Origin of the sequence: Yersinia proxima (assembly GCF_902170785.1) — a bacterium.
GTDB lineage: Bacteria > Pseudomonadota > Gammaproteobacteria > Enterobacterales > Enterobacteriaceae > Yersinia > Yersinia proxima.
Map to the genome: position 1 here is coordinate 278,476 of NZ_CABHYG010000004.1, position 21,484 is coordinate 299,959.

A 21,484-nucleotide genomic window follows, 5' to 3' on the forward strand; every position below is an offset into this window, starting at 1 on the left:
TTGCAGTTACTGAATGACTAACCAGATGATTATTGGATCGCGATTTTACGCAGAGAACTTAAACAAAGCCTAAACAAAGTTTAATTTTTCGCCATCATTATTATCCATTAATAATGCAGCGTGTAGCTAACTCTTCTTTATTAACCCATTGTAATAATGATAGAAAGCATAAAAAATGCCAGTCAGCGTTAACTGACTGGCACTGATTAATCATTTTTATCTGTGGCTAATAATACTTATGCCACTTTTGCCACAACTGCATCAGGGCGTTTCAACATCGCGTACAGGCCACCGGCCAGGACAGTACCAGCAATAATCGCCACCAGATATAACAGCACTGGATGGATGGCTCCTGGGATCAACAGCACGAACAAGCCACCATGTGGTGCCATCAGTTGTGCGCCGAAGGCCATCGACAGAGCACCGGTCAATGCGCCACCCGCGATACAGCACGGCAAGACACGCATTGGGTCACGGGCCGCAAACGGAATTGCCCCTTCAGAGATAAAGCACAAGCCCAGAACCAGCGCTGCTTTGCCCCCTTCCTGCTCACCTTTGTCGAATTTATGCCGCGCCAGCAGTGTTGCCAGGCCCATCGCCAGCGGTGGAACCATACCCGCCGCCATGATGGCTGCCATCGGTGCATAAACTGAAGAACTCAACAGCGCCACCCCAAAGGCGTAAGCCGCTTTGTTCACTGGCCCGCCCATATCGGTACACATCATCGCACCGAGGATAGCACCCAGCAGTACCGCGTTCGCTGTACCCATAGATTGCAGCCAGTTAGTCAGGCCAGTCATGATTTTAGCAACCGGTGTACCGACCACATAAATCATCACCAAACCAACAATCAAGCTAGCGACTAGCGGGATGATCAATATCGGTTTGAGTGCTTCCATACTCTGTGGCAAGCGCAGTTTGGTACTGATAGCTTTGGCAACATAACCGGCCAGGAAACCAGCAATGATACCGCCAAGGAAGCCCGCACCAGTACTCACCGCCAACATACCGCCAATCAGACCCGGCGTCAGACCCGGACGATCAGCGATGGAGAAGGCGATAAAACCGGCCAATACCGGCACCATCAGGGCGAAGGCAGAACCACCGCCAATTTGCATCAAGGCCGCAGCCAGTGTGCCTTTCACTTCAAAGGCCTTAATACCGAACACAAACGAGAGCGCGATACACAGGCCACCCGCAACCACCATTGGCAACATGTAAGAGACACCGGTCAGCAGATGACGATACGGGCCGCCGGTTTCTGCTTTCTTCACCCCAGTGCTGCTGCCAGTTTTTGGCTGATAAACCTCCGCTTCCACCAGTGCTTTGTCCAGCTCCTGCGCGGTCTTCTTCAGCGCCAGGCCAGTCGTGGTGCGGTACATAGGTTTGCCGGCAAACTTATCTAAATCCACTTCAATGTCAGCCGCCACAATCACCAAGTCGGCCGCAGCCACTTCTTCCGGTGTAATAGCATTGCCTGCACCGACAGAACCGCGCGTTTCAACTTTTACCCACCAGCCACGTTTTTTCGCTTCACTTTCAATGGCTTCAGCAGCCATAAAGGTATGAGCTACACCCGTTGGGCAGGCAGTAATCGCCACAATACGTTTCGGGCCAGTCGTTGATGCGGCGACTGGCGCGGCTGCAACCGCAGCCTGATAAGGTTTGGCCTGTGTGATAGCCTGGGCCAGAAAGCCTTCAGGATCACGCACCGCTTTTTCCACATCACCGAGATACACGTTTTTGCCGTTCAGCGCACTGTCAGCCGGGATTGCTTGCCCAGCCACAATCACCAGTTCTGCATCTGCCGCCTTCTCAACCCAGCTCAGTCCTGCTTTTGCCGCCGCAGCACCCAACATCAGTGACGCAAGGTGGCCTCTGGCCTGCCCGAGCGAACTGTCTATTATTAGTAGCGTTTTCATTTCGCCTCCGGAGATCAATTAAAGGGTTTCAGGTCCACTTTCGCCATCATGGCTGCCAGTTGTGGGCGATCCGTAATACCCACATTGCTCTGGCTGACGGCCAAAGCAGCGACTGCGGTTGCCAGACGCAAGGTATGCTCGCTGGACTCGCGCATTAACAATCCATAAATTAGGCCACCCACCATTGAGTCACCGGCACCAACGGTGCTGACCACGTCACAGGCAGGCGGTTTTGCCAACCAGGCTCCCGAGGCATTAACCCACAGCGCACCTTCAGCCCCGAGAGAAATCACCACATGAGCAATCCCCTGGTCGCGCAGTGCGTGTGCGGCTTCAACCACGTCACCCAATTCAGGTAACGGACGACCAGCCCAAATTTCCAGTTCACGACGATTGGGTTTCACCAACCAAGGTGAGGCTTTCAGACCTGCAACCAAGGCTTCGCGGCTGCTGTCGAAAATTATGCATGGGCACTGGGAGCGCAGGCGCTTCATCCAGTCGGTAAAGTCATCGGGATTCACTCCCGCTGGCAAGCTGCCACTGACCGCTACCATGTCGAACTGCCCCAACCAGCTCAATGAGTCGTTTACAAAACGATCCCAATCCGGTTTGGTGACTTCAAAACCGGAGAAGTTAAAGTCAGTGACTTCGCCATCTTTTTCGGTCAGTTTAACGTTTATGCGGGTACGCCCCGGCACTACCTGAAAACGGTTGGCGATACCCAATTCGCTAAATAAAAGCTGGAAGCCATCCTGGTTATCTTTGCCGAGGAAACCGCCGACAGTGACATCAATACCTAAGTCTTTCAGTACCTTGGCAACATTAATCCCTTTGCCTGCTGCATGTAAGCCGGCGGTTTTTACCAGATTCACTTCACCGCGCTCAATCTCAGGGCAAAAACCCACCAGATCATAAGCCGGGTTCAATGTGATAGTGGCGACTCTTCTGCTCATGCTGCCCCCTCGCCCAGACCGGCGGCGATAGCTTCACCAATGGCATCCAGTGCGGCTTGCGCATCTTCACCGCTGGCGGTAAAGCGCAGGCGATTCCCTTTTTTAACCCCTAAAGCCACAACTTTCATTAGACTACGTCCATTAGCGGGTTTACCGGTGCCGTCCAGATTAGTCACGGTGATTTCACTGGTAAACTGTTTGATTGTATTGACTAAAATCGTCCCTGGGCGCGCATGTAACCCATGCTCGTTACGAATAACAAACTCAGCGCTTAATACTTCATTTTGTTCAACATATTCACTGGTCAGCAAAGCCAGCAATGCGGCAGCATCAGCGTTCAGCAATAGTTCAGCTTTTTTCGCCAGCAACAAATCACTGAGATAGTTCAGCACCGAGAACGGCTGGTCATCAGCCACAGACAGGGTCAGCAATAGGGCAACTTTCTCCCCATTATGTTCAAACGCTGTTGCCGGGCGACTGATCGTCGCAGCACTGACCAAATTACCTGCGGTGCTGTCACTCAACCAAATCCCCTGCCCCAGATTCAACGGCTCGCGAGTAATCACATCACTGACAAAGTGCGCATCAACAGCGCCGATTTGCTGTAAACGGCCCGCATTCAGCGCTTGCAGCGTGATCAAATTGTCAGCCGCGACATCAAGGGCGATAAGTGAAGTGTCAAAATGGAATTCAGCGGCTTTCTTCTCACCCATCAGCAAACTACGCAGTTCTTCAGCTGAGGTGGTTTTTGCCAATTGCGCAGCAACGGCGTCATCACTTAATACATGTGTCAATTGGCGCAGTAATGCCAGGTGTTCATCGGAGCGTGCTGCAATGCCAATAACAATGTAGGCGGTTTGATCTTCGCCCCACGCAATACCCTGCGGGAATTGGAAAACCTGAACGCCAGTGTTCAGCACCAGGTCACGGGTATCGGTGGTACCATGTGGAATGGCGATGCCATTACCCAAATAGGTCGAGGTTTGCTGCTCGCGGGCTAACATCCCGTCAAGATAACCGGCGGCAACATTGCCAGCTTGAGTCAGAGCGGCAGCCACCTGGGTGATGGCCTCGTTTTTGCTGTCTGCTTGTGCAGCCAGATGGATATCTTTCGTCGATAACTGGAACATTATGTCTCCTCTCTTGCTGAAATTGAATCGTTTCAGCTTTAATGCGGAAAAGGAGCGTTACCCTTTATCATCTGGTGACGAGATAACGCTGAAACGTTTCAAGGAGTGTGTTTCCGACTCAGAATATATGCAAGTTTTCTGCTTGTATTCTTGATGGATTTTTGACATTCCGCACATTTTCGTCTTTAACAGGTTTCTGTCAGCCGCGAAATAGTCCCATTTGCTGACAGTTGCTGATACTCATATCAAAGGAGCTAAACGATGTCTGTTGTTGTCGGTGTTGGCGTTATTATTGTCAATCAACAAGGTGAGATACTGCTTGGCAAACGCAGCAGTCAGCATGCACCTTACTGGTCAATTCCTGGTGGCCACATGGAGGTCGGCGAGTCTTTTGAACAAGCAGCGCAGCGGGAGATATTTGAAGAAACAGGTTTAGATATCAATGAGATGAAAGTTATTGGTTTGTGCAATAACCTGGCGACCTGGCGTCAGGAAGGCAAACATACAGTTTCGGTTTGTTTGCTGACGCAACACCCCGGAGGGCAACCTGAGCTGAAAGAACCGGATAAATGTCAGCAATGGGTGTGGTGTAATCCACGTGAATTACCCGAACCTCATTTTGAGGCCAGCCGCCATGCTATCGATTTATGGTTGAATCAGCAGTTTTATTTCCCCTACGACTAAAAAATAGCGCTATATAACCCAATATATAACCAGCAATATCAGCTGGTTATATGTGTCATCTCACTAAAATTTATCCATTCATCACATTTATATTCAGCAATTTGAACTAATATTGCTAAATAACCCTATAGAGTTAGTCATCAACAGAAAACCTCCCTACAATAGACCCACTTATTTCATGGGAAAGACTTATCACTGGTAGATATGACTCTGTTGGCAGATTATCTGGCATTTTATCCAGTCATGCATTTGATTCGTCCGTTTTACCAATAATTAATTTACCCAATAGATTTCAAGGTGCAGGAAGGCGGCCAGTGAATAAATCCCGATGAGCTTACATCTGTAAGTGATTCGGGTGAGTGAATGCAGCCAACACACCTGCAGTTTGAAAGATGACAGGTAATAACAGTGGGTGCAATTATGAGCAACAAACAAACTGGCTTCGTGAAAAGGCGCCGGTGGGGATGGTTATGGATTCTGCTGATCGGCATTATTATCGGTGCCGCACTCCTCGCAGGAACTGCCACTGTCTTCCATAAAACCAGTGATACCGCGTTCTGCGTCTCCTGCCATACCATGCAGCAGCCACTGGCTGAATATCAAGGTAGCGTCCACTTCCAAAACACCAAAGGTATCCGCGCTGAATGTGCTGACTGCCACGTGCCTCATGAGCCGCTGGATTATCTGTGGACCAAAATCCGCGCAGTGAAAGATATTTACGGTGAAATGGTTGGCACCATTAATACACCAGAGAAATATGAAGCTCATAAACTCGCTATGGCCCAATCGGTGTGGAAAACGCTGAAAGAAAACGACTCAGCAACCTGCCGCTCGTGCCACAGCTTTGATGCAATGGATATCACCGGGCAAAGTGCTGAAGCACGAATTCAGCACCCTGTCGCCATCAACAAGGGTGAAACCTGTATTGATTGCCATAAAGGTGTGGCCCATATCCTGCCCGACATGAGTGAAGTGACTCAGGCCGGTGCCGCCGAATTGGCCACCGCAGCAGCACAAACACCAGCAACCGCCACCACCCTGTATACCATCGCCACTGAGCCGTTCTTTATGAACGCAGGTGATAGCCATAACGCCGGTAACCTGATGCCATCGACTGAAGTTGAAGTGGTGAAACAGCAAGGTGACCAGGTGTTGGTGGATGTGAAAGGCTGGCAGCAAGATGGCGTGGCAGAAGTGTTCTATGCCGCTCAAGGGAAGCGCATTTTGAGTGTGTTATTGGGCGAAGATGCGCAAAAAACGCTGAAAACATTAAATACCCAAACTGATCCGGAAACTAATTTGGTTTGGCATCAGGTTGCGCTTCAGGTGTGGTTACCGAAGAAACAACTGGTTGATGATCAACAGAAAATCTGGCGTTATGCCGCTGATATGATGTCGGCTAACTGCACTGGCTGCCACGGTTTAACCGCGCTCGACCGCTTCAATGCGAACCAATGGATTGGGGTAATCAAAGGCATGGCACCACGCACGTCCCTGACTCAGGAACAGTTACGCGTGATGACACAATATGTACAAAAGCATGCCAGTGATATGCCGGCCAAGCTGTAAATAAGAGGCGAAAATGACTAAATACGAACAACAACCCTTGCAAATGAGCCGCCGTCGCTTCTTATTGGGCACCAGTGCGTTGGCCGCATTGCCTCTGATAGGTGGCCTGTGGCCAAAATCAGCGTTGGCGCAAGCGATCAGTCAGGCATTACCGCAGTTTCTGGCACTGCGTCAGGCGCAGAAAGGCATTCTGACCGGCGCGCATTGGGGAGCCTTTGAGGCTATCGTCGAAAATGGGCGTATGGTTGGCGTGCAGCCGGTCAAAGATGATCCGTGGCCGAATGACCTGATCACTATGGCACCTTATCAAGTGCATGCTGAGAACCGTATCAAATACCCGATGGTGCGCAAAAGCTGGTTGGAAGGTGGTCCCGGCAGCCATACCGAACTCCGTGGTCGCGATGAATGGGTGCGCGTCAGTTGGGACAAAGCCACAGAGCTGGTGTGTAACGAAATCGTGCGGGTACAGAAAGACCACGGCCCACAAGCGCTGTATGCCGGTTCTTATGGCTGGAAAAGTGTCGGCATGCTGCACAACAGCCGCACTTTGCTGCAACGCTTAATGAACCTGAATGGCGGGTTCCTCGGTTATGCCGGTGACTATTCAACCGGTGCGGCACAAGTGATCATGACTCATGTCATGGGGTCAATGGAGGTCTACGAACAACAAACGGCCTGGCCTAACGTAGTGGATAATAGCGAACTGGTGATTCTATGGGGTTGTAACCCAATGATCACACTGAAAAACAGTTGGAACGTTCCGGATCACGTTGGCCAAACTGGCTTTGAAGCGCTGAAGAAGAAAGGCACCAAAGTCATTAGCATTGACCCGGTTCATAATGACAGCGCCAAATTCACTAATGCCCAATGGATTGCCCCGCGCCCTTATACCGACAGCGCGATGCTCATTGGGATTGCCCATACCTTGTTGACGGAAAAGCTGCACAATCCGGACTTTATCAAAACCTATACCATTGGCTTCGATAAATTCCAGGCCTATTTGCTCGGGGAAACCGACGGCCAGCCGAAGACCGCAGAATGGGCGGCAGATATCAGTGGTGTCGATGCTGACGTGATACGCCAACTGGCACGCGATATGGCGAAGCAGCGCACCATGATCATGGGCGGCTGGGGAATTCAGCGCCAGCACCACGGTGAGCAACAACACTGGCTGCTGGTGACGGTTGCCTCGATGCTCGGCCAAATTGGTTTGCCGGGTGGCGGCTTTGGTTTCAGCTACCACTACTCTTCCGGTGGTAGTCCAACGGCGAAAGGCGGTATTTTACCGGGGATTTCTGCCGGGAATGCGCCGAAGAACTCGCCATCACCGATTCCGGTGGCGCGCATTGCCGAGTGTCTGGCCAATCCGGGGAAAACTATTGATTTCAATGGCACCAAAGTGACCTATCCCGATGTCAAAATGGTTTATGTGGCTGGCGGAAATACCTTCCATCAGCATCAGGATACTAATAATTTGGTGAAAGCCTGGCAACACCCTGAAACCATCGTGGTTAACGAACCCTACTGGACTGCCACCGCTAAACATGCTGATATCGTGTTACCGGCCACTACCAGTTATGAACGCAATGATTTGGAAATGGGCGGCGACTATTCGCAGCTTTATGTTTTCCCGATGCATCAGTGCGTCCCGCCACAACATGAAGCCCGCAGTGATTTTGATATTTTCGCTGCTATGGCCACTCGCCTGGGGGTCATTGATGCCTTTACCGAGGGTAAAGATGAAACTCAGTGGCTGAAATCAATGTATGACGATATGAAGTCACAGGCCCGTACAGCACGTGTCGCCCTACCGCCTTTCGATATGTTTTGGGAGTCAAATAACTATATTCGCTTCCCCATTCCCGAGGCCAACAAGCAGTGGGTGCGTTTTGCCGATTATCGTGAGAATCCATTACTCAACCCACTTGGCACGCCATCGGGTAAAATTGAAATCTATTCCGATACCATCGCCAAAATGGAGTATGCCGATTGTCAGGGGATCCCAACCTGGATGCCTCCTCATGAATGGTATCGCGGAGCCGAAGCGAAAAAATATCCGCTGTCGCTGAACACTGCGCACCCAATCAACCGCCTGCATTCGCAATTGGATAACACCCCACTGCGCGAAAAGTACGCGGTAGCGGATCGCGAAGCCATTCTGATAAGCCCACAAGATGCCAGCGCACGTCAGATTGTGAACGGCGATTTAGTGCGGGCATTTAATGATCGCGGGCAGATTTTGGTCGGTGCCGTGGTAACGGAAGATGTGCGGCCAGGCGTGGTACGGATAAGCGAAGGGGCATGGTTTGATCCCGCCGATCCGTCTGTACCGGGTTCAATTTGTAAGAACGGTAATATTAATTGCCTGACTTTCGATATCGGCTCTTCCAGTTTGGCGCAAGGTAACTGTGGGCAGATGGCACAGCTTGAAATTGAAAAGTACACCGGGCCAGTGCTGAAAAATACCGCTCATGCAGTTCCGGCTGGGGCTTAGTCTTTAGGTTAAATAACTGAGGGCAATATTATTATCGCCCTCATATTGCTGACAAATTGAACCAAGGAGAATCGTGCCGTTGGGGTCGTAACGCCGTAAGCCGTCGGAGCGCCCCTAGGTGCGGTAAACCCTTGGCTCACCGTGCTTTCTCGCCGAGCCAGCCATCGATTAAGGCGCAGTATCCGCTTCCAGTTTAATCAAATACACCAGCGCCTGTTCGCGCGTATCAAAACACATCTCCCGCAATGCTTGCAGGCTGGCACATACCGCCGGGCGCGATGGCGAATGGAAAATACCGCAGCGCATATTGTCATCCAAATGCAGGCAACGGGTATTGGCAGGCTTGCCGAATGGCATACCGGGGATCGGGCTGGAAATCGAAGGAGCAATACAGCAGGCACCGCAATCTGAGCGACAGTCCATCAGCAGGCTCCTGTAGGCTGGTGGAATAGCAGCGGACAATAGCAATCCCCCTCGTTAACTACCAGCACTATCCTTGCTCAACAGCTTAATAGCCGAGCCCGCACACAGCTTTCCCCGATCCCCTCATCATTTTCAGTTCACTTTTTAACCTAAAAACCACCTATTAGGACGATATTCAATCAGAAGCTCACACTGAACCAAGACTAATCACTGACCAAACTACCCACATAAGCATATTCATCTGTTTACAGCTTCACTCCCACCATGTACCATTGAGCTAGTACAAAAGAACAATTACCATATTATATATTCTCAAAGTAATTGGTGTTGCAGGTAGGCAGCCAGTGAACTCATCCCGATGAGCTTACAAAAGTAAGTGATTCGGGTGAGTGAGTACAGCGAACACCCCTGCAACTTCAAGTACGACGAGAATTTGGAGTGAAATTAAATGTCGATGGAAGTATCCCAACCCCTTTCGCGTCCCTCCGTCCTCGGTGGCGCAATGATAGTCGCCGGCACCGCAGTAGGTGCGGGGATGTTCTCAATTCCCATCGTGACGGCGGGAGTATGGTTCAGTGGCTCAGTCATGCTGCTGATTTATACTTGGGCGTGTATGCTGATTTCCGGCTTGATGATTTTGGAAGCTAATCTGAACTATCCGAGCGGGGCCAGTTTCCACACAATGGTGCAAGACCTGCTGGGTAAAGTGTGGAGCTCCATTAATGGTGTATCTATCACTTTTGTACTCTATATTTTGACCTACGCCTATATCTCGGCTGGCGGGTCGATTATTACTCATACGCTGGAAAATATTGCAGGTATTGGCCAGACCAGTGCGGGCTTTATCTTTGCCGTTTTGGTGGCATTTATTGTCTGGTTATCCACCCGCGCCGTTGACCGCTTAAGTACCATATTGATCGGCGGAATGGTCATTACATTCGTCATGTCTGTCGGTGATATGTTTAGCCATGTGGAAAGCGCGGTTCTGTTCAATCAAACTGACAGCAATGCCAGTTATTTACCTTACGCATTAGCTGCACTGCCCTACTTACTGACCTCCTTTGGCTACCACGGTAATGTGCCGGGGTTGGTGAAGTACTACCATAAAGACAGCAAAGCGGTGGTGCGTAGCTTGCTGTATGGCACGTTGATAGCGCTGGCCATTTATATCCTGTGGCAGTACGCCATTCAGGGCAATATTGCCCGGGATGCATTCAAACAAGTTATTGCTGACGGCGGTAACATTGGCAGTTTGCTGAAACAGATGGATACCGTCTCTGCCAGTCAAGCCACCAGCCAACTGCTGAATGCCTTCTCTTATATGGCATTGGCCAGTTCATTCCTTGGGGTATCCCTTGGTTTGTTCGACTTTATTGCTGATTTATTTAAATTCACTGATGACCGCGGCGGGCGTACCAAATCGGCATTAATCACTTTTGTTCCCCCCACTGTCGGGGCGTTGCTGTTCCCGAATGGCTTTCTCTACGCCATTGGCTTTGCTGGTTTAGCTGCCACCATTTGGGCGGTTATTGTCCCTGCATTGATGGCGCGCGCCAGTCGTAAACGCTTCCCACAAGCAAGTTATCGCGCACCGGGTGGGCGCTTTATGATTGGCTTTATTATCCTGTTTGGCCTGATCAATGCTGTGGCTCATATTGCAGCGTTATTGGGTCTGTTACCGGTGTATGCATAAGGCCAATTTTGTCACGAAAATCTTACTCTTTTTTGCGCTATCTCCTTGCCTGAATCACGCGGCACGAGTAACTTGTCGCAACTTATCTTCAATCCTGATTGGCGGTTAATAAATGGCAAGAGCTAACGAAATAAAACGCGGTATGGCGGTCAACCTCAACGGCAAATTACTGCTGGTGAAAGATATCGACGTGCAAAGCCCAAGTGCCCGTGGTGCCAGCACTTTGTATAAAATGCGCTTTTCTGATGTGCGTACCGGTTTAAAAGTTGAAGAGCGTTTTAAAGGTGATGAGATCCTCGATACCATCACTTTGACGCGCCGCAGTGTGAATTTTTCTTACATCGATGGCGACGAATACGTCTTTATGGATGACGAAGATTTCACCCCATACAACTTCAAAAAAGAGCAGATTGAAGAAGAACTGTTGTTTATTCCTGAAGGTGGAATGCCGGGGATGCAAGTTCTGACAATGGACGGTCAATTGCTGGCGTTGGAATTGCCACAGACTGTTGATATGGAAATTGTTGAAACCGCACCAAGCATCAAAGGCGCGTCAGCCAGTGCCCGCAACAAACCGGCAGTAATGAGTACCGGCTTATCTATTCAAGTGCCAGAATATATCAGCCCTGGTGAGAAAATCCGTATTCATATTGCAGAGCGCCGCTATATGGGCCGTGCAGACTAATACCCTTCATCTTTCAAATTATTAAGGGCCGGAAAACCGGCCCTTAACTATTTTATACCCAAACTATGCCCTATAGATTTCAAGATGCAGGAAGGCGGCAAGCGAGATAATCCCGATGAGCTTACATAAGTAAGTGATTCGGGTTATTGAGAGCAGCCAACACACCTGCAGTTTGAAAGATGAAGGGCTATTTAAGCTCAGGGAAGAATGTGCGTTTTAGGGCCAACTCCACTCCGCGAACCTCTGCCAATCCTTTCAAACGACCAATCGCGGAATAGCCCGGATTGGTTTTCTTATGTAAATCATCCAGCATTTGGTGGCCGTGGTCTGGTCGCATCGGAATCGGACGCATATCTCCAGCAGCTTGACGACGTTGCTCTTCAGTTAAAATCGCTTTAACCACCGAATACATATCGACATCACCTTGCAAGTGACCACCTTCGTGGAAAGTTTTTGGGTTCCCTTCACGGCAAGTCGAACGCAAATGAGTGAAGTGAATACGATCGCCAAAGGTTTCGATCATTTTCACCAAATCATTATCTGCACGTACACCATAAGAGCCGGTGCACATAGTGAAGCCATTATGAATACTGTCAACGGTCTCTTTCAGCCACTGCATATCTTCAATCGTAGAAACGATACGCGGCAGGCCAAGAATTGGACGCGGTGGATCATCCGGGTGTACCGCCATACGCAGGCCGACCTGTTCAGCAACCGGTATAATCGCACGCAGGAAATACGCCATATTTTCACGTAGTTGCGCTTTATCGATACCATCATACTCAGCTAAGCGCGCACGGAATTGATCCAGTGTATAACCTTCTTCTGCCCCCGGCAGACCAGCAATAATATTGCCTGTCAGCTTGGCAATATCAGCCTCGGTCATCGCGTCAAAGTAAGTTTTCGCCTGCGCCTGCTCTTCAGCGGTGTAATCCTTCTCCGCACCTGGGCGTTTGAGGATATGTAGTTCAAAAGCAGCAAAGGCTATCTGATCAAAGCGCAGTGCCTTGGAACCATCCGGCAATTGATATTCCAGATCGGTACGTGTCCAGTCCAATATCGGCATGAAGTTATAGCACACGGTATCAATGCCACATTCGGCAAGATTACGCAGGGTTTGTTGATAGTTTTCGATGTACTTTTCGTAATCACCGCTATGAGTTTTTATATCCTCATGAATCGGTACACTTTCCACCACCGACCATACCAACCCTTTAGCCGCTATTTCAGCCTGACGCTGTTTGATTTCACTCACCGGCCAGACTTGACCATTCGGGATATGGTGTAATGCAGTCACTACTCCGGTAGCACCAGCCTGACGGACATCATCTAACGACACCGGATCATTTGGGCCATACCAACGCCATGTTTGTTCCATTTATTTTTACCTTCTACGTAAGCTGTTTAGGTGCATACAATTTGTTATGCCGACTAATACGCTTATATCGACAATGTTTTTATACCGACAATGTTTTCATACAGACAATGTTTTCATACAGACAATGTTGTTATACCGATTTCCAAGAGGTATCACTCAGCTTTATCCTTACTCTTTAAGCGCTGCGTGTCAAAAAGCAAAACCTCATTGGTTGATCCACTTCACGAATATAATCAATATTGGACTTACCAATTTTATTTTCTGTCATATGGCTTTACACTGCAAGCCGTTATTGCATGGCAACGAGCAAAAGAAAACGGTCAGTATGGTGTGGCTTTTTTTTCTACAGAAGCCAAACGAAACTGGTCTAACAACTTTTTTATCTACCACCCCACGGGTATCCCCTTTGTTATATCCATGGGGTCAATGATTCTGGAGCTACGAATGAACACTATTGCCAACAGCAGCCTTCCCAACACCGTACAACTGCCTACTTATGATAGAACTGCACTGAAAAGCCGTATTGTTCACATCGGTTTTGGCGCATTTCACCGCGCGCATCAGGCGCTACTGACTGACAGGGTATTAAATAAACAAGGGGGAGACTGGGGTATCTGTGAAGTCAGCTTGTTTGGTGCTGATGTTTTGATCCAAAATTTACGTCAACAAGATCACCTTTTCTCGGTGTTGGAAAAAGGTGCGCAAAGCAATCAAGCCATTGTCGTTGGGTCGGTGTGTGAATCTGTGCATGCCCGCTTAGACGGTGTCATGCAGGTGCTGGAGAAATTGGCCGAACCACAAGTGGCTATCGTGTCACTGACCATTACCGAGAAAGGTTATTGCATTGAGCCCGGCACCGGACAACTGGATCTGCAAAATGAGTTTATTCGCGCCGACCTGGCTATCCCTGATGCCCCAACTTCTGCTCCCGGTATTCTGGTTGAAGCACTGCGGTTGCGTCGCTTACGCGGGCTAGCGCCGTTTACAGTGCTGTCATGCGATAATATTCCGGAAAACGGTCATGTGGTAAAAAATGCCGTTCTCGGCCTGGCAACCGCTCGCGATCCTGAGTTGGCAAGCTGGATAGAGCAAAATGTCACGTTCCCTAATACCATGGTCGATCGCATTGTTCCGGCTGCCACGCCAGAAACACTACAAGAGATAGCCGATACGTTGGGTGTGGCCGATCCTTGCGGTATTGCCTGTGAACCTTTCATTCAATGGGTGGTTGAAGACAAATTTGTAGCGGGCCGCCCTGACTGGCAGGTCGCAGGCGTGCAGCTAGTCGATGATGTATTGCCATTTGAAGAAATGAAGTTGCGCATGCTGAACGGTAGCCATTCTTATCTCTCCTATCTGGGATATCTGGCCGGTTATCAACATATTAATGACTGTATGGCAGATGAAAATTATCGTCTGACCGCACGTCGTCTGATGATGGAAGAACAGGCTCCAACACTGCGTGTCACCGGCATTGATCTGAATGCTTATGCCGACCAGTTGATTGAGCGTTATAGCAATCCATCGTTAAAGCACCGCACCTGGCAAATCGCCATGGACGGTAGCCAGAAATTGCCACAACGGATGCTGGATTCAGTGCGTTGGCATTTACAAAATGGCGGCCCATATCGTTGCCTGGCATTAGGTATCGCAGGTTGGATGCGCTATGTGAGCGGTGTAGATGATAACGGGCAAGCTATTGATATTCGTGACCCAATGGTAGATAGCTTTAAAACATGCGTTGAGAATAGCGAAGACGGCGTCGCCAGAGTACAGAGTTTGCTGTCCCTGAAATCACTGTTTGGTGAATCCTTACCGCAGCAACCCGAATTTGTTCAAGCCGTAACAAATGCCTATCTCAGCCTTCAGCAGGTTGGCGCAAAAGAAACTGTAAAACGTTTGGCTCAGCAGGCTTAATTTAGCGAGCTAACAGGAGGAGCCTCAAGAATGAGGCTTCTTAAATCCAACCAGAACAGTGAGCGCAGCCAACACCCCGTAGCTTCAAGGCCGCAGGGTTTACCCAAAGTCATTGAAGTTACAGGTAGGCGGCAAGCAAGCGAATCCCGATGAGCTTACACAAGTAAGTGATTCGGGTGAGTGAGCGCAGCCAACACCCCTGTAGCTTCAAGGCCGCAGGGTAAATTACTCTTCGAGTTGATATGGCGCAGACTCAAACAAATAACCATCAAAATCGGGATGGTTAGCATCTGAGATCTCAAGCAATTTTACTTTTACATTTTCCAAATGCTGCCACATAGCTTGCTTGGCTGCTTTGCTATCTCGGCGCAGCACGGCCTGCAGGATTTTTTGGTGATCTTCCATCCATTGCCAACGGTAGCTGAAATCAAGAGTATGGCTATGTGCTCCTTGCCACATGGCGCTGGTTTTTCTCGCCTGCCATGCCTCTGCGACCATATTGGCCAAGACACTGTTTTGAGTCGATTGGGCCAGCAAGCAGTGAAACAGCTCATCTGCACTTTCATCTACAGCACCAGCATCTAATGCCGTTTTTTCCTGCTCAATGGCCTGACGCATTTTGATGATGTCTGCTTTAGTGGCTTGCATCGCAGCAAAAGCAGCAACTTCACTTTCCAATAATTGGCGAGCCTGCAACAGTTCAAACGGGCCATAGCCACTGTCGGCAGACACGACAGACTCACCATTTGCGGGCCTATCGGGAACGTTCACCACATAGACGCCGGAACCTTTACGCACTTCCACTAACTTTTCCAGCTCCAGCATAATCAATGCTTCGCGCACGACACTGCGGCTGACGCTGAAATTTTCGGCAATATCACGCTCAGGCGGTAAACGATCGCCCAAATTATATTGCCCACTGATAATTGCTTCTCGCAGCTGACTGCCAACTTCCTGATATAACCGCATAACCTTATTTCCTGCATCAGGTATTAGCATCAAAAATACTAAATTGGCCTGACCAAAGGGTGTCTGAATAACAACCAGTATATCATGCGGTCAAACAATTTCATTGCGGTCAAACAATTTCAATGCAGAAGTAAACATTCGAGAAACTAACACGGCTTATCAATATAATAAGCCGTGTTTATAGGATAATTAATTTAGTTTGGAGCATCAGAGGTAAGTGACGGTCAAAACACCCAAACTACGTTGCGGGTTCAGCCATTCCAGGCTTGAAGACGCCAACTGATTAGGTAACTGGGAAGCCAATGACATATTACGTGAGAGTGTTTGTCGTTGAGTCAGTGTTTCACCATTGCGATAACAGCGGGTTGTTATCGTTTGATCCGAAAATGAGGTATCACATGGGCTTTCTACAATAGCTCCGGAAAATGTAATTGTTCCGCTCGCTGATAGGGTAGACTGCGCGCTACTTGCGGCAAAAGATATTGTCCATGAAAACAATATTGCTAATAGAATATGTACCCGATATTTGCTCATAACTACCTCGACTCTCATAACTGTCATTTTAAATGATAGAGGATTCCAGGCTGAGCAATGGAAATGATAGAGCATTTTTTATAGCGCTACTCTTTCAATAACTCACTAAAAACCCTCGATGAAACAAATTATATTTCCTATCTTGATATAACCATTAGGCGTCGTTCCTAAGTCCCCTAGGAAATACTCTGTGTTTTGGCTTTTTTCGTTTCAAAATAAGCCTTCTCAGTGTTATATCCTCTACATATAACTACGGCACAAATGGCCTTAAACTTAATAGGGCATTAAAAAAAAATTTAATATCGGAGAACTCTGATGACGAAAACGAACTTGATTACCGGCTTTTTGGGATGTGGCAAAACCACCACCATTCGCCACTTATTGGCGCAAAAACCGGCACACGAAAAATGGGCGGTTCTGGTCAATGAATTCGGCGAGATCGGTATTGATGGCGCACTATTGGCTGACAGTGGTGCGGTATTAAAAGAAATACCCGGCGGATGCATGTGTTGCGTTAATGGGCTACCCATGCAAGTCGGTTTGAATATGTTGCTACAACAGGCAAAACCAGATCGGTTACTGATCGAACCTACGGGATTGGGCCATCCCAAACAAATTCTATCCTTATTAACTTCAGAGATTTACCAACCATGGATCTCTTTGCATGCCACTCTGAGCCTACTGGATGCTCGCCAGTTGAGTGAGCCACGCTATACAGAAAATGAAAACTTCCGTGATCAACTGGCCGCAGCCGATATTCTCGTAGCGAATAAACAAGATGCCTATAGCGAGACGGATTACGCTGTATTAAAACAATGGCATGAAAAACAACCAGTATCACGCCCACTCTATTATGCAGAGCAAGGGAAGATTGATATTGCTCTGCTGGATATGCCGCACAGTAATAATGATGAATTACCCGACGGCATACATCATCACAGCTCAACACGACAAAAAGGATTGGCTGCATTGAGTTTGAAAGGTAATGAACCTTGGCGTCGAGCCCTTAATCAGGGTCAAGGTTATCTGAGTTGTGGTTGGGTATTTAATGCCGATACTGTATTTGACACAGTCCCCTTATTGGAGTGGGTACGATTAAATCCGGTAGAACGTGTAAAAGGCGTGATGCGAATTCCTGAGGGCACTCTGGTAGTTAACCGTCAAGGGCATGACTTGAAAATTGAAACTCGCCAGGTTCCACCACTTGATAGCAGAATTGAACTCATTAGCACAACTGACGCTGACTGGAATGTATTACAGCATGAATTATTGAGGACTCGATTACACAAAGGAGTATAATGCGCCCAAATTTATTTACTGCACCGTTCTTACACTGACAATTTATAGATTAAAGGCCATCGCATGACCCGTCGTAATTTGCCGACAATACTACTGCTCAATTTACTTGGAATAGCTCTGTTCTTCTCTTGGTATATTCCAGCGAACCACGGTTTTTGGTTTAAAATAGATTCCGCAATATTCTTCTATTTTAACCAGCATTTGCTGTCCAGCCCTTCATTTCTGCATTTGGTGGCGCTGACCAATAATCGGGCCTTTGATGTTATCTCCCTGATTTGCATGGGGCTGCTTTATTTGTACTTCTATATGAAGGAAAACACCGCAGGCCGACGTCGGTTGATCGTCACGGGATTTGTTATGCTGCTAACAGCGGTTATCCTCAATCAACTCGGCCACTTGCTGCCCGTTTCGCATCCCAGCCCGACACTGACTTTTGAGAATATTAACCGCGTCAGTGAGTTAACCGGTATTCCAACCAAAGATGCATCAAGCGACAGTTTCCCTGGCGATCACGGCATGATGCTGATGATTTTCGCCTGCTTTATGTTGCGCTATTTTTCTCGAGGTGCTTTTGCCATCGCTTTAGTCATCGTGGTTATCTTCTCTATGCCACGAATAATGATTGGCGCACATTGGTTTACTGATATTGCAGTCGGTTCGCTCTCAATTGTTTTGGTGGGAATGAGTTGGATATTACTGACACCGCTCAGTGACAAAATCATTGATGTCATTAATCGAAATCTGCCCAGCTCAAAAAGTCGGTAACCCGCGCCCTGCTTTATGATAGAGCAAAAAAGCCTAATTTTTGCTCTATCTGTAATTAACGCTTTTGCTCATTTATTATCACCAAACGGCTACAAATTCAGCTATCCACTTTTAATATATAATATTACATTATGTAACATTAACATTTTGTAAAATTATGGGCATAAAAGCTCTCGCCTTTTATTAGTCATTACGGTAATCTCAAAAACGTTTGTGCTCGGATACCGGCGTTTCACCCTTATCCTGATTAATATTGTGCGTTCCTGCACATTTATTTGGTTAAGTGATTGTCTCATCTGACCACAATCAATAATCTCGATTCGTTTGGCATTTTGGTAGCGACATCCGTCGTAAGGACAGCAAGGGAAAACAACAACAATGGTCAAGTCTCAACCTATTATGAGATATATTCTGCGGGTTATTCCTGCAGTTGCAGCAGCGGTAATGTTATCCGCATGTAGTTCACCACAGACTTCGAACTTACATAATACGCAAACTGAGATGCGTGCAGTTAATGACAAAGATGGGCTTTTACTGCAAGCCTCTCAGGATGAATTCGAAGCGATGGTGCGCAACGTTGACGTCAAGTCGAAGATTTTAGAACAGTATGCAGGGTGGAAAGGGGTTCGTTACCGTTTAGGCGGTAGCAGCAAACGTGGTATTGATTGTTCTGCGTTTGTTCAAACGACTTTCCGTGAACAATTTGGTATGGATTTGCCACGCTCAACATCTGAGCAGCAGGATCTTGGCAAAAAAATCCAACGTACTAAGTTGCGCCCTGGTGATTTAGTGCTGTTCAGAGCGGGTTCGACTGGCCGCCACGTTGGTATCTATTTAGGTAACGATAAGTTTGTCCATGCATCGACCAGTGTCGGTGTGACAATATCGAGCCTAAATGAAGATTATTGGAATAAGCGTTATCGTGATGGCCGGCGAGTGCTAAGTAGCGGTTCGCGCAGCTAACTGATTTTTATTCCTGTTGTCCGAGATACCAAACGAAACGATGAAACGCTGCCTTGGCAGCGTTTTTTATTGCCAAAATACATTCCTTTGTAGTCCCCTGCCCCCCTCTTGTAGGAAACGTCCTTTTTTGCCAAACACAGCGAAATTCAAGAATTTTCCGTGTAAAATCCGCCCCGCTAAACCAAGAGTTTTCTGGCACTAAGACATATAAACCAACGATTATCCTTTCTGGAATAAAGTAGATTGTGTTACTAAGCTAAAAATTTGTTTTATGGATATGTATTTCTAAAATACTCCAATAAAAATGAAATTCACTTACACCACAGACTTGATGCATTTACATCGCATCTTTGCTTTTATATTGGATAGAATTTCAAATCGATAAACTTATTAATGCCAATATTACTCCCTAGCAAATTGGTAGCGCTGTGCTACTAACTTACTTATACTCATAACACTTTATCGATTTTGCTGAGGAGCGGCGTAACATGGGTTCAAACAGTGCGTTCTCCCGCAATATTTTATCCAGACGCCACCTTGTTAAAAAAAGTGTCATCATTGCACTCTGTTTTTTTATTTGTTTTGTCATAATTACGTTGTCATTACTTTATCGCAGTAGTGAACGTAAATTAACAACACAGAGCGACCATATTATCTCCTATTCATCCCAGTTCCTTAATGAACTGACAACAACCATGTCTCAGCTTATCCCATTGAGTGCAAAAAGTTGTGAGCAGGCCAGCCCTGCACTGCATTATCGCGCCGCATTTACGAATGGTGTCAGGGCTTTTTTATTGGTGCGGAATGATATTACTTATTGCTCTTCGGCCACGGGCGAAATGAATGTGCCCGTTAGTGCGCTATATCCTAAAATTAATGTCTCCCAGCCGTTAGATTTTAAAATTCAGCAAGGTACGCCGATGATGCCCAACAAACCGGCAATAGGTGTATGGCTACGGGAAGCGGGTCGCGGGAATACCGGCGTACTGGCAACGCTGGAACTGACATTACATCCTTACCTATTACTGAATTATTCGAATAACCAGGTCAACGGCTTAGCTATCATTATTGATGAACTGGCAGTAACGACTTTTGACGCTAAAGTTATTCCTATCAGTCAGTTACCTATGCGTGATGCACGTGAAATCCAACTCCCCGGCTACCCTATTAAGATATTGATTTATCATAACAGTCTAACTGCGGATGATATCCGTATGACTTTGTTGGGTGGATTGTTACTTGCAGGTTTGGTCGGCATTCTGGCTTATTATATTTTAATTGCCAGCCAAAGTGCGGAAGCTGAAATTTTACGTGGTATTCGACGTGGCGAGTTCTTTGTTGAATACCAGCCCGTATTCCGGTCAGATGACCGCTCCATATCAGGATTGGAAGCGCTTATCCGCTGGCAACACCCGATCGAAGGGCGTATATCCCCTGATCTCTTCATTCCCTATGCTGAAGCTCAACATCTAATTCAGCCCCTTACCCGGCATTTATTTGAATTAATCATTAAAGACAGCAAATTAATGGCAACTCATGTTCCGGCAGGAGTTAAATTGGCCTTTAATATTTCACCGGTTCACCTTGCTGATGATAACTTCCGCAAAGATGTCACTCAAATGTTACAACAATTAAATACCAATGTATTTTCGCCGGTATTCGAGATTACCGAACGAGGTATGGTTGAAGAAGAATTAGCAATTGAGCAATTTGCCTGGTTACGTTCTCAAGGGATACAAATCGCTGTTGATGATTTTGGTACTGGGCACAGCGCACTGATTTATTTAGAACGTTTTACTTTAGACTTTATTAAAATTGATCGTGGTTTTGTCAGTACTATCGGTATTAATACTGTTGCTGCCCCGGTATTAGATGCAGTATTAATGTTGGCGAACAAACTCAATATTGAAACCGTCGCAGAAGGTGTAGAAACCGAACAGCAACTCCAATACCTGGCACAACATGGCGTTAACTACCTACAAGGATACCTACTCTGCAAACCGCTGTCTGTTGAGAATTTAGTCAAATTTTGCATGCAAAAAACTTCGTAACAAAAACTCACTGGCTTAATGTTTGCTTTACCTCTGTAAACTGGTAATTTCATTT

17 protein-coding genes are annotated in these 21,484 nt (G+C 47.6%); 10 read left to right on the forward strand and 7 right to left on the reverse strand.

Features of this window, described 5'->3' with window-relative positions:
• Positions 1–236: 236 nt before the first annotated feature.
• From fruA to fruB, 3 genes are read right to left on the reverse strand one after another with little or no spacing between them, the layout of a single operon-like run.
• Entirely contained in the window at positions 237–1,922 is a 1,686-nt protein-coding gene (gene fruA / locus FTB31_RS03260; protein ID WP_050077857.1) for a PTS fructose transporter subunit IIBC, read from the reverse strand.
• Between the two features lie 14 nt (positions 1,923–1,936).
• Positions 1,937–2,875, reverse strand: coding sequence for a 1-phosphofructokinase (gene fruK / locus FTB31_RS03265; RefSeq protein WP_013650126.1), 939 nt, complete (start codon positions 2,873–2,875; stop codon positions 1,937–1,939).
• The gene (gene fruB, locus FTB31_RS03270) at positions 2,872–4,005 is read right to left on the reverse strand and encodes a fused PTS fructose transporter subunit IIA/HPr protein (protein WP_050077860.1); all 1,134 of its coding nucleotides are present in this window, start codon (positions 4,003–4,005) and stop codon (positions 2,872–2,874) included. The genes fruK and fruB overlap by 4 nt, the downstream gene beginning before the upstream one ends.
• A gap of 261 nt (positions 4,006–4,266) precedes the next feature.
• Between fruB and FTB31_RS03275 the strand changes: the two genes are divergently transcribed.
• From FTB31_RS03275 to torA, 3 genes are all read left to right on the forward strand, one after another.
• Positions 4,267–4,689: a nucleotide triphosphate diphosphatase NUDT15 gene (locus FTB31_RS03275; protein ID WP_050077862.1), complete on the forward strand. Its 423-nt coding sequence runs from the start codon at positions 4,267–4,269 to the stop codon at positions 4,687–4,689.
• Positions 4,690–5,109: 420 nt separating this feature from the next.
• Positions 5,110–6,258 (forward strand): NapC/NirT family cytochrome c, encoded by a 1,149-nt coding sequence (locus tag FTB31_RS03280; protein ID WP_227731095.1) that lies wholly within the window; start codon positions 5,110–5,112, stop codon positions 6,256–6,258.
• A 13-nt stretch (positions 6,259–6,271) separates the two neighbouring features.
• On the forward strand, positions 6,272–8,752 hold the full coding sequence (gene torA / locus FTB31_RS03285; protein ID WP_050077864.1) for a trimethylamine-N-oxide reductase TorA: 2,481 nt from the start codon (positions 6,272–6,274) through the stop codon (positions 8,750–8,752).
• A 168-nt stretch (positions 8,753–8,920) separates the two neighbouring features.
• Here the strand turns inward: torA and FTB31_RS03290 are convergent, their stop codons facing one another.
• Positions 8,921–9,175: a YkgJ family cysteine cluster protein gene (locus tag FTB31_RS03290; protein ID WP_004389504.1), complete on the reverse strand. Its 255-nt coding sequence runs from the start codon at positions 9,173–9,175 to the stop codon at positions 8,921–8,923.
• Between the two features lie 448 nt (positions 9,176–9,623).
• Here FTB31_RS03290 and mtr point away from each other — a divergent pair, with 448 nt between their 5' ends.
• Both mtr and yeiP read left to right on the forward strand, forming a co-directional pair.
• Positions 9,624–10,868, forward strand: coding sequence for a tryptophan permease (gene mtr / locus FTB31_RS03295; RefSeq protein WP_227731096.1), 1,245 nt, complete (start codon positions 9,624–9,626; stop codon positions 10,866–10,868).
• A gap of 112 nt (positions 10,869–10,980) precedes the next feature.
• The gene (yeiP, locus tag FTB31_RS03300) at positions 10,981–11,553 is read left to right on the forward strand and encodes an elongation factor P-like protein YeiP (RefSeq protein ID WP_004389501.1); all 573 of its coding nucleotides are present in this window, start codon (positions 10,981–10,983) and stop codon (positions 11,551–11,553) included.
• Positions 11,554–11,740: 187 nt separating this feature from the next.
• On the opposite strand, the gene uxuA is transcribed toward yeiP, so the two are convergent.
• Positions 11,741–12,931: a mannonate dehydratase gene (gene uxuA / locus FTB31_RS03305; RefSeq protein ID WP_050077867.1), complete on the reverse strand. Its 1,191-nt coding sequence runs from the start codon at positions 12,929–12,931 to the stop codon at positions 11,741–11,743.
• A gap of 444 nt (positions 12,932–13,375) precedes the next feature.
• Between uxuA and FTB31_RS03310 the strand changes: the two genes are divergently transcribed.
• On the forward strand, positions 13,376–14,848 hold the full coding sequence (locus tag FTB31_RS03310) for a mannitol dehydrogenase family protein (protein WP_077173867.1): 1,473 nt from the start codon (positions 13,376–13,378) through the stop codon (positions 14,846–14,848).
• 225 nt (positions 14,849–15,073) lie between these two features.
• Here FTB31_RS03310 and FTB31_RS03315 read toward each other — a convergent pair whose 3' ends face one another.
• Both FTB31_RS03315 and FTB31_RS03320 read right to left on the reverse strand, forming a co-directional pair.
• Positions 15,074–15,817, reverse strand: coding sequence for a GntR family transcriptional regulator (locus tag FTB31_RS03315; protein ID WP_050077868.1), 744 nt, complete (start codon positions 15,815–15,817; stop codon positions 15,074–15,076).
• A 207-nt stretch (positions 15,818–16,024) separates the two neighbouring features.
• Positions 16,025–16,351, reverse strand: a complete 327-nt coding sequence (locus FTB31_RS03320) for a type 1 fimbrial protein (RefSeq protein WP_050077869.1) — start codon at positions 16,349–16,351, stop codon at positions 16,025–16,027.
• 315 nt (positions 16,352–16,666) lie between these two features.
• Here FTB31_RS03320 and FTB31_RS03325 point away from each other — a divergent pair, with 315 nt between their 5' ends.
• The 4 genes from FTB31_RS03325 to FTB31_RS03340 all read left to right on the forward strand — a co-directional run bounded on the left by FTB31_RS03325 (position 16,667) and on the right by FTB31_RS03340 (position 21,429).
• On the forward strand, positions 16,667–17,650 hold the full coding sequence (locus tag FTB31_RS03325; RefSeq protein WP_050077871.1) for a CobW family GTP-binding protein: 984 nt from the start codon (positions 16,667–16,669) through the stop codon (positions 17,648–17,650).
• 63 nt (positions 17,651–17,713) lie between these two features.
• Entirely contained in the window at positions 17,714–18,415 is a 702-nt protein-coding gene (locus FTB31_RS03330) for a phosphatase PAP2 family protein (protein ID WP_050077872.1), read from the forward strand.
• 378 nt (positions 18,416–18,793) lie between these two features.
• Positions 18,794–19,378: a bifunctional murein DD-endopeptidase/murein LD-carboxypeptidase gene (mepS, locus tag FTB31_RS03335; protein WP_005161836.1), complete on the forward strand. Its 585-nt coding sequence runs from the start codon at positions 18,794–18,796 to the stop codon at positions 19,376–19,378.
• 488 nt (positions 19,379–19,866) lie between these two features.
• A complete protein-coding gene (locus FTB31_RS03340; protein WP_050077875.1) occupies positions 19,867–21,429 on the forward strand; it encodes a cyclic di-GMP phosphodiesterase in 1,563 nt (520 codons plus the stop codon).
• Positions 21,430–21,484: the final 55 nt, after the last annotated feature.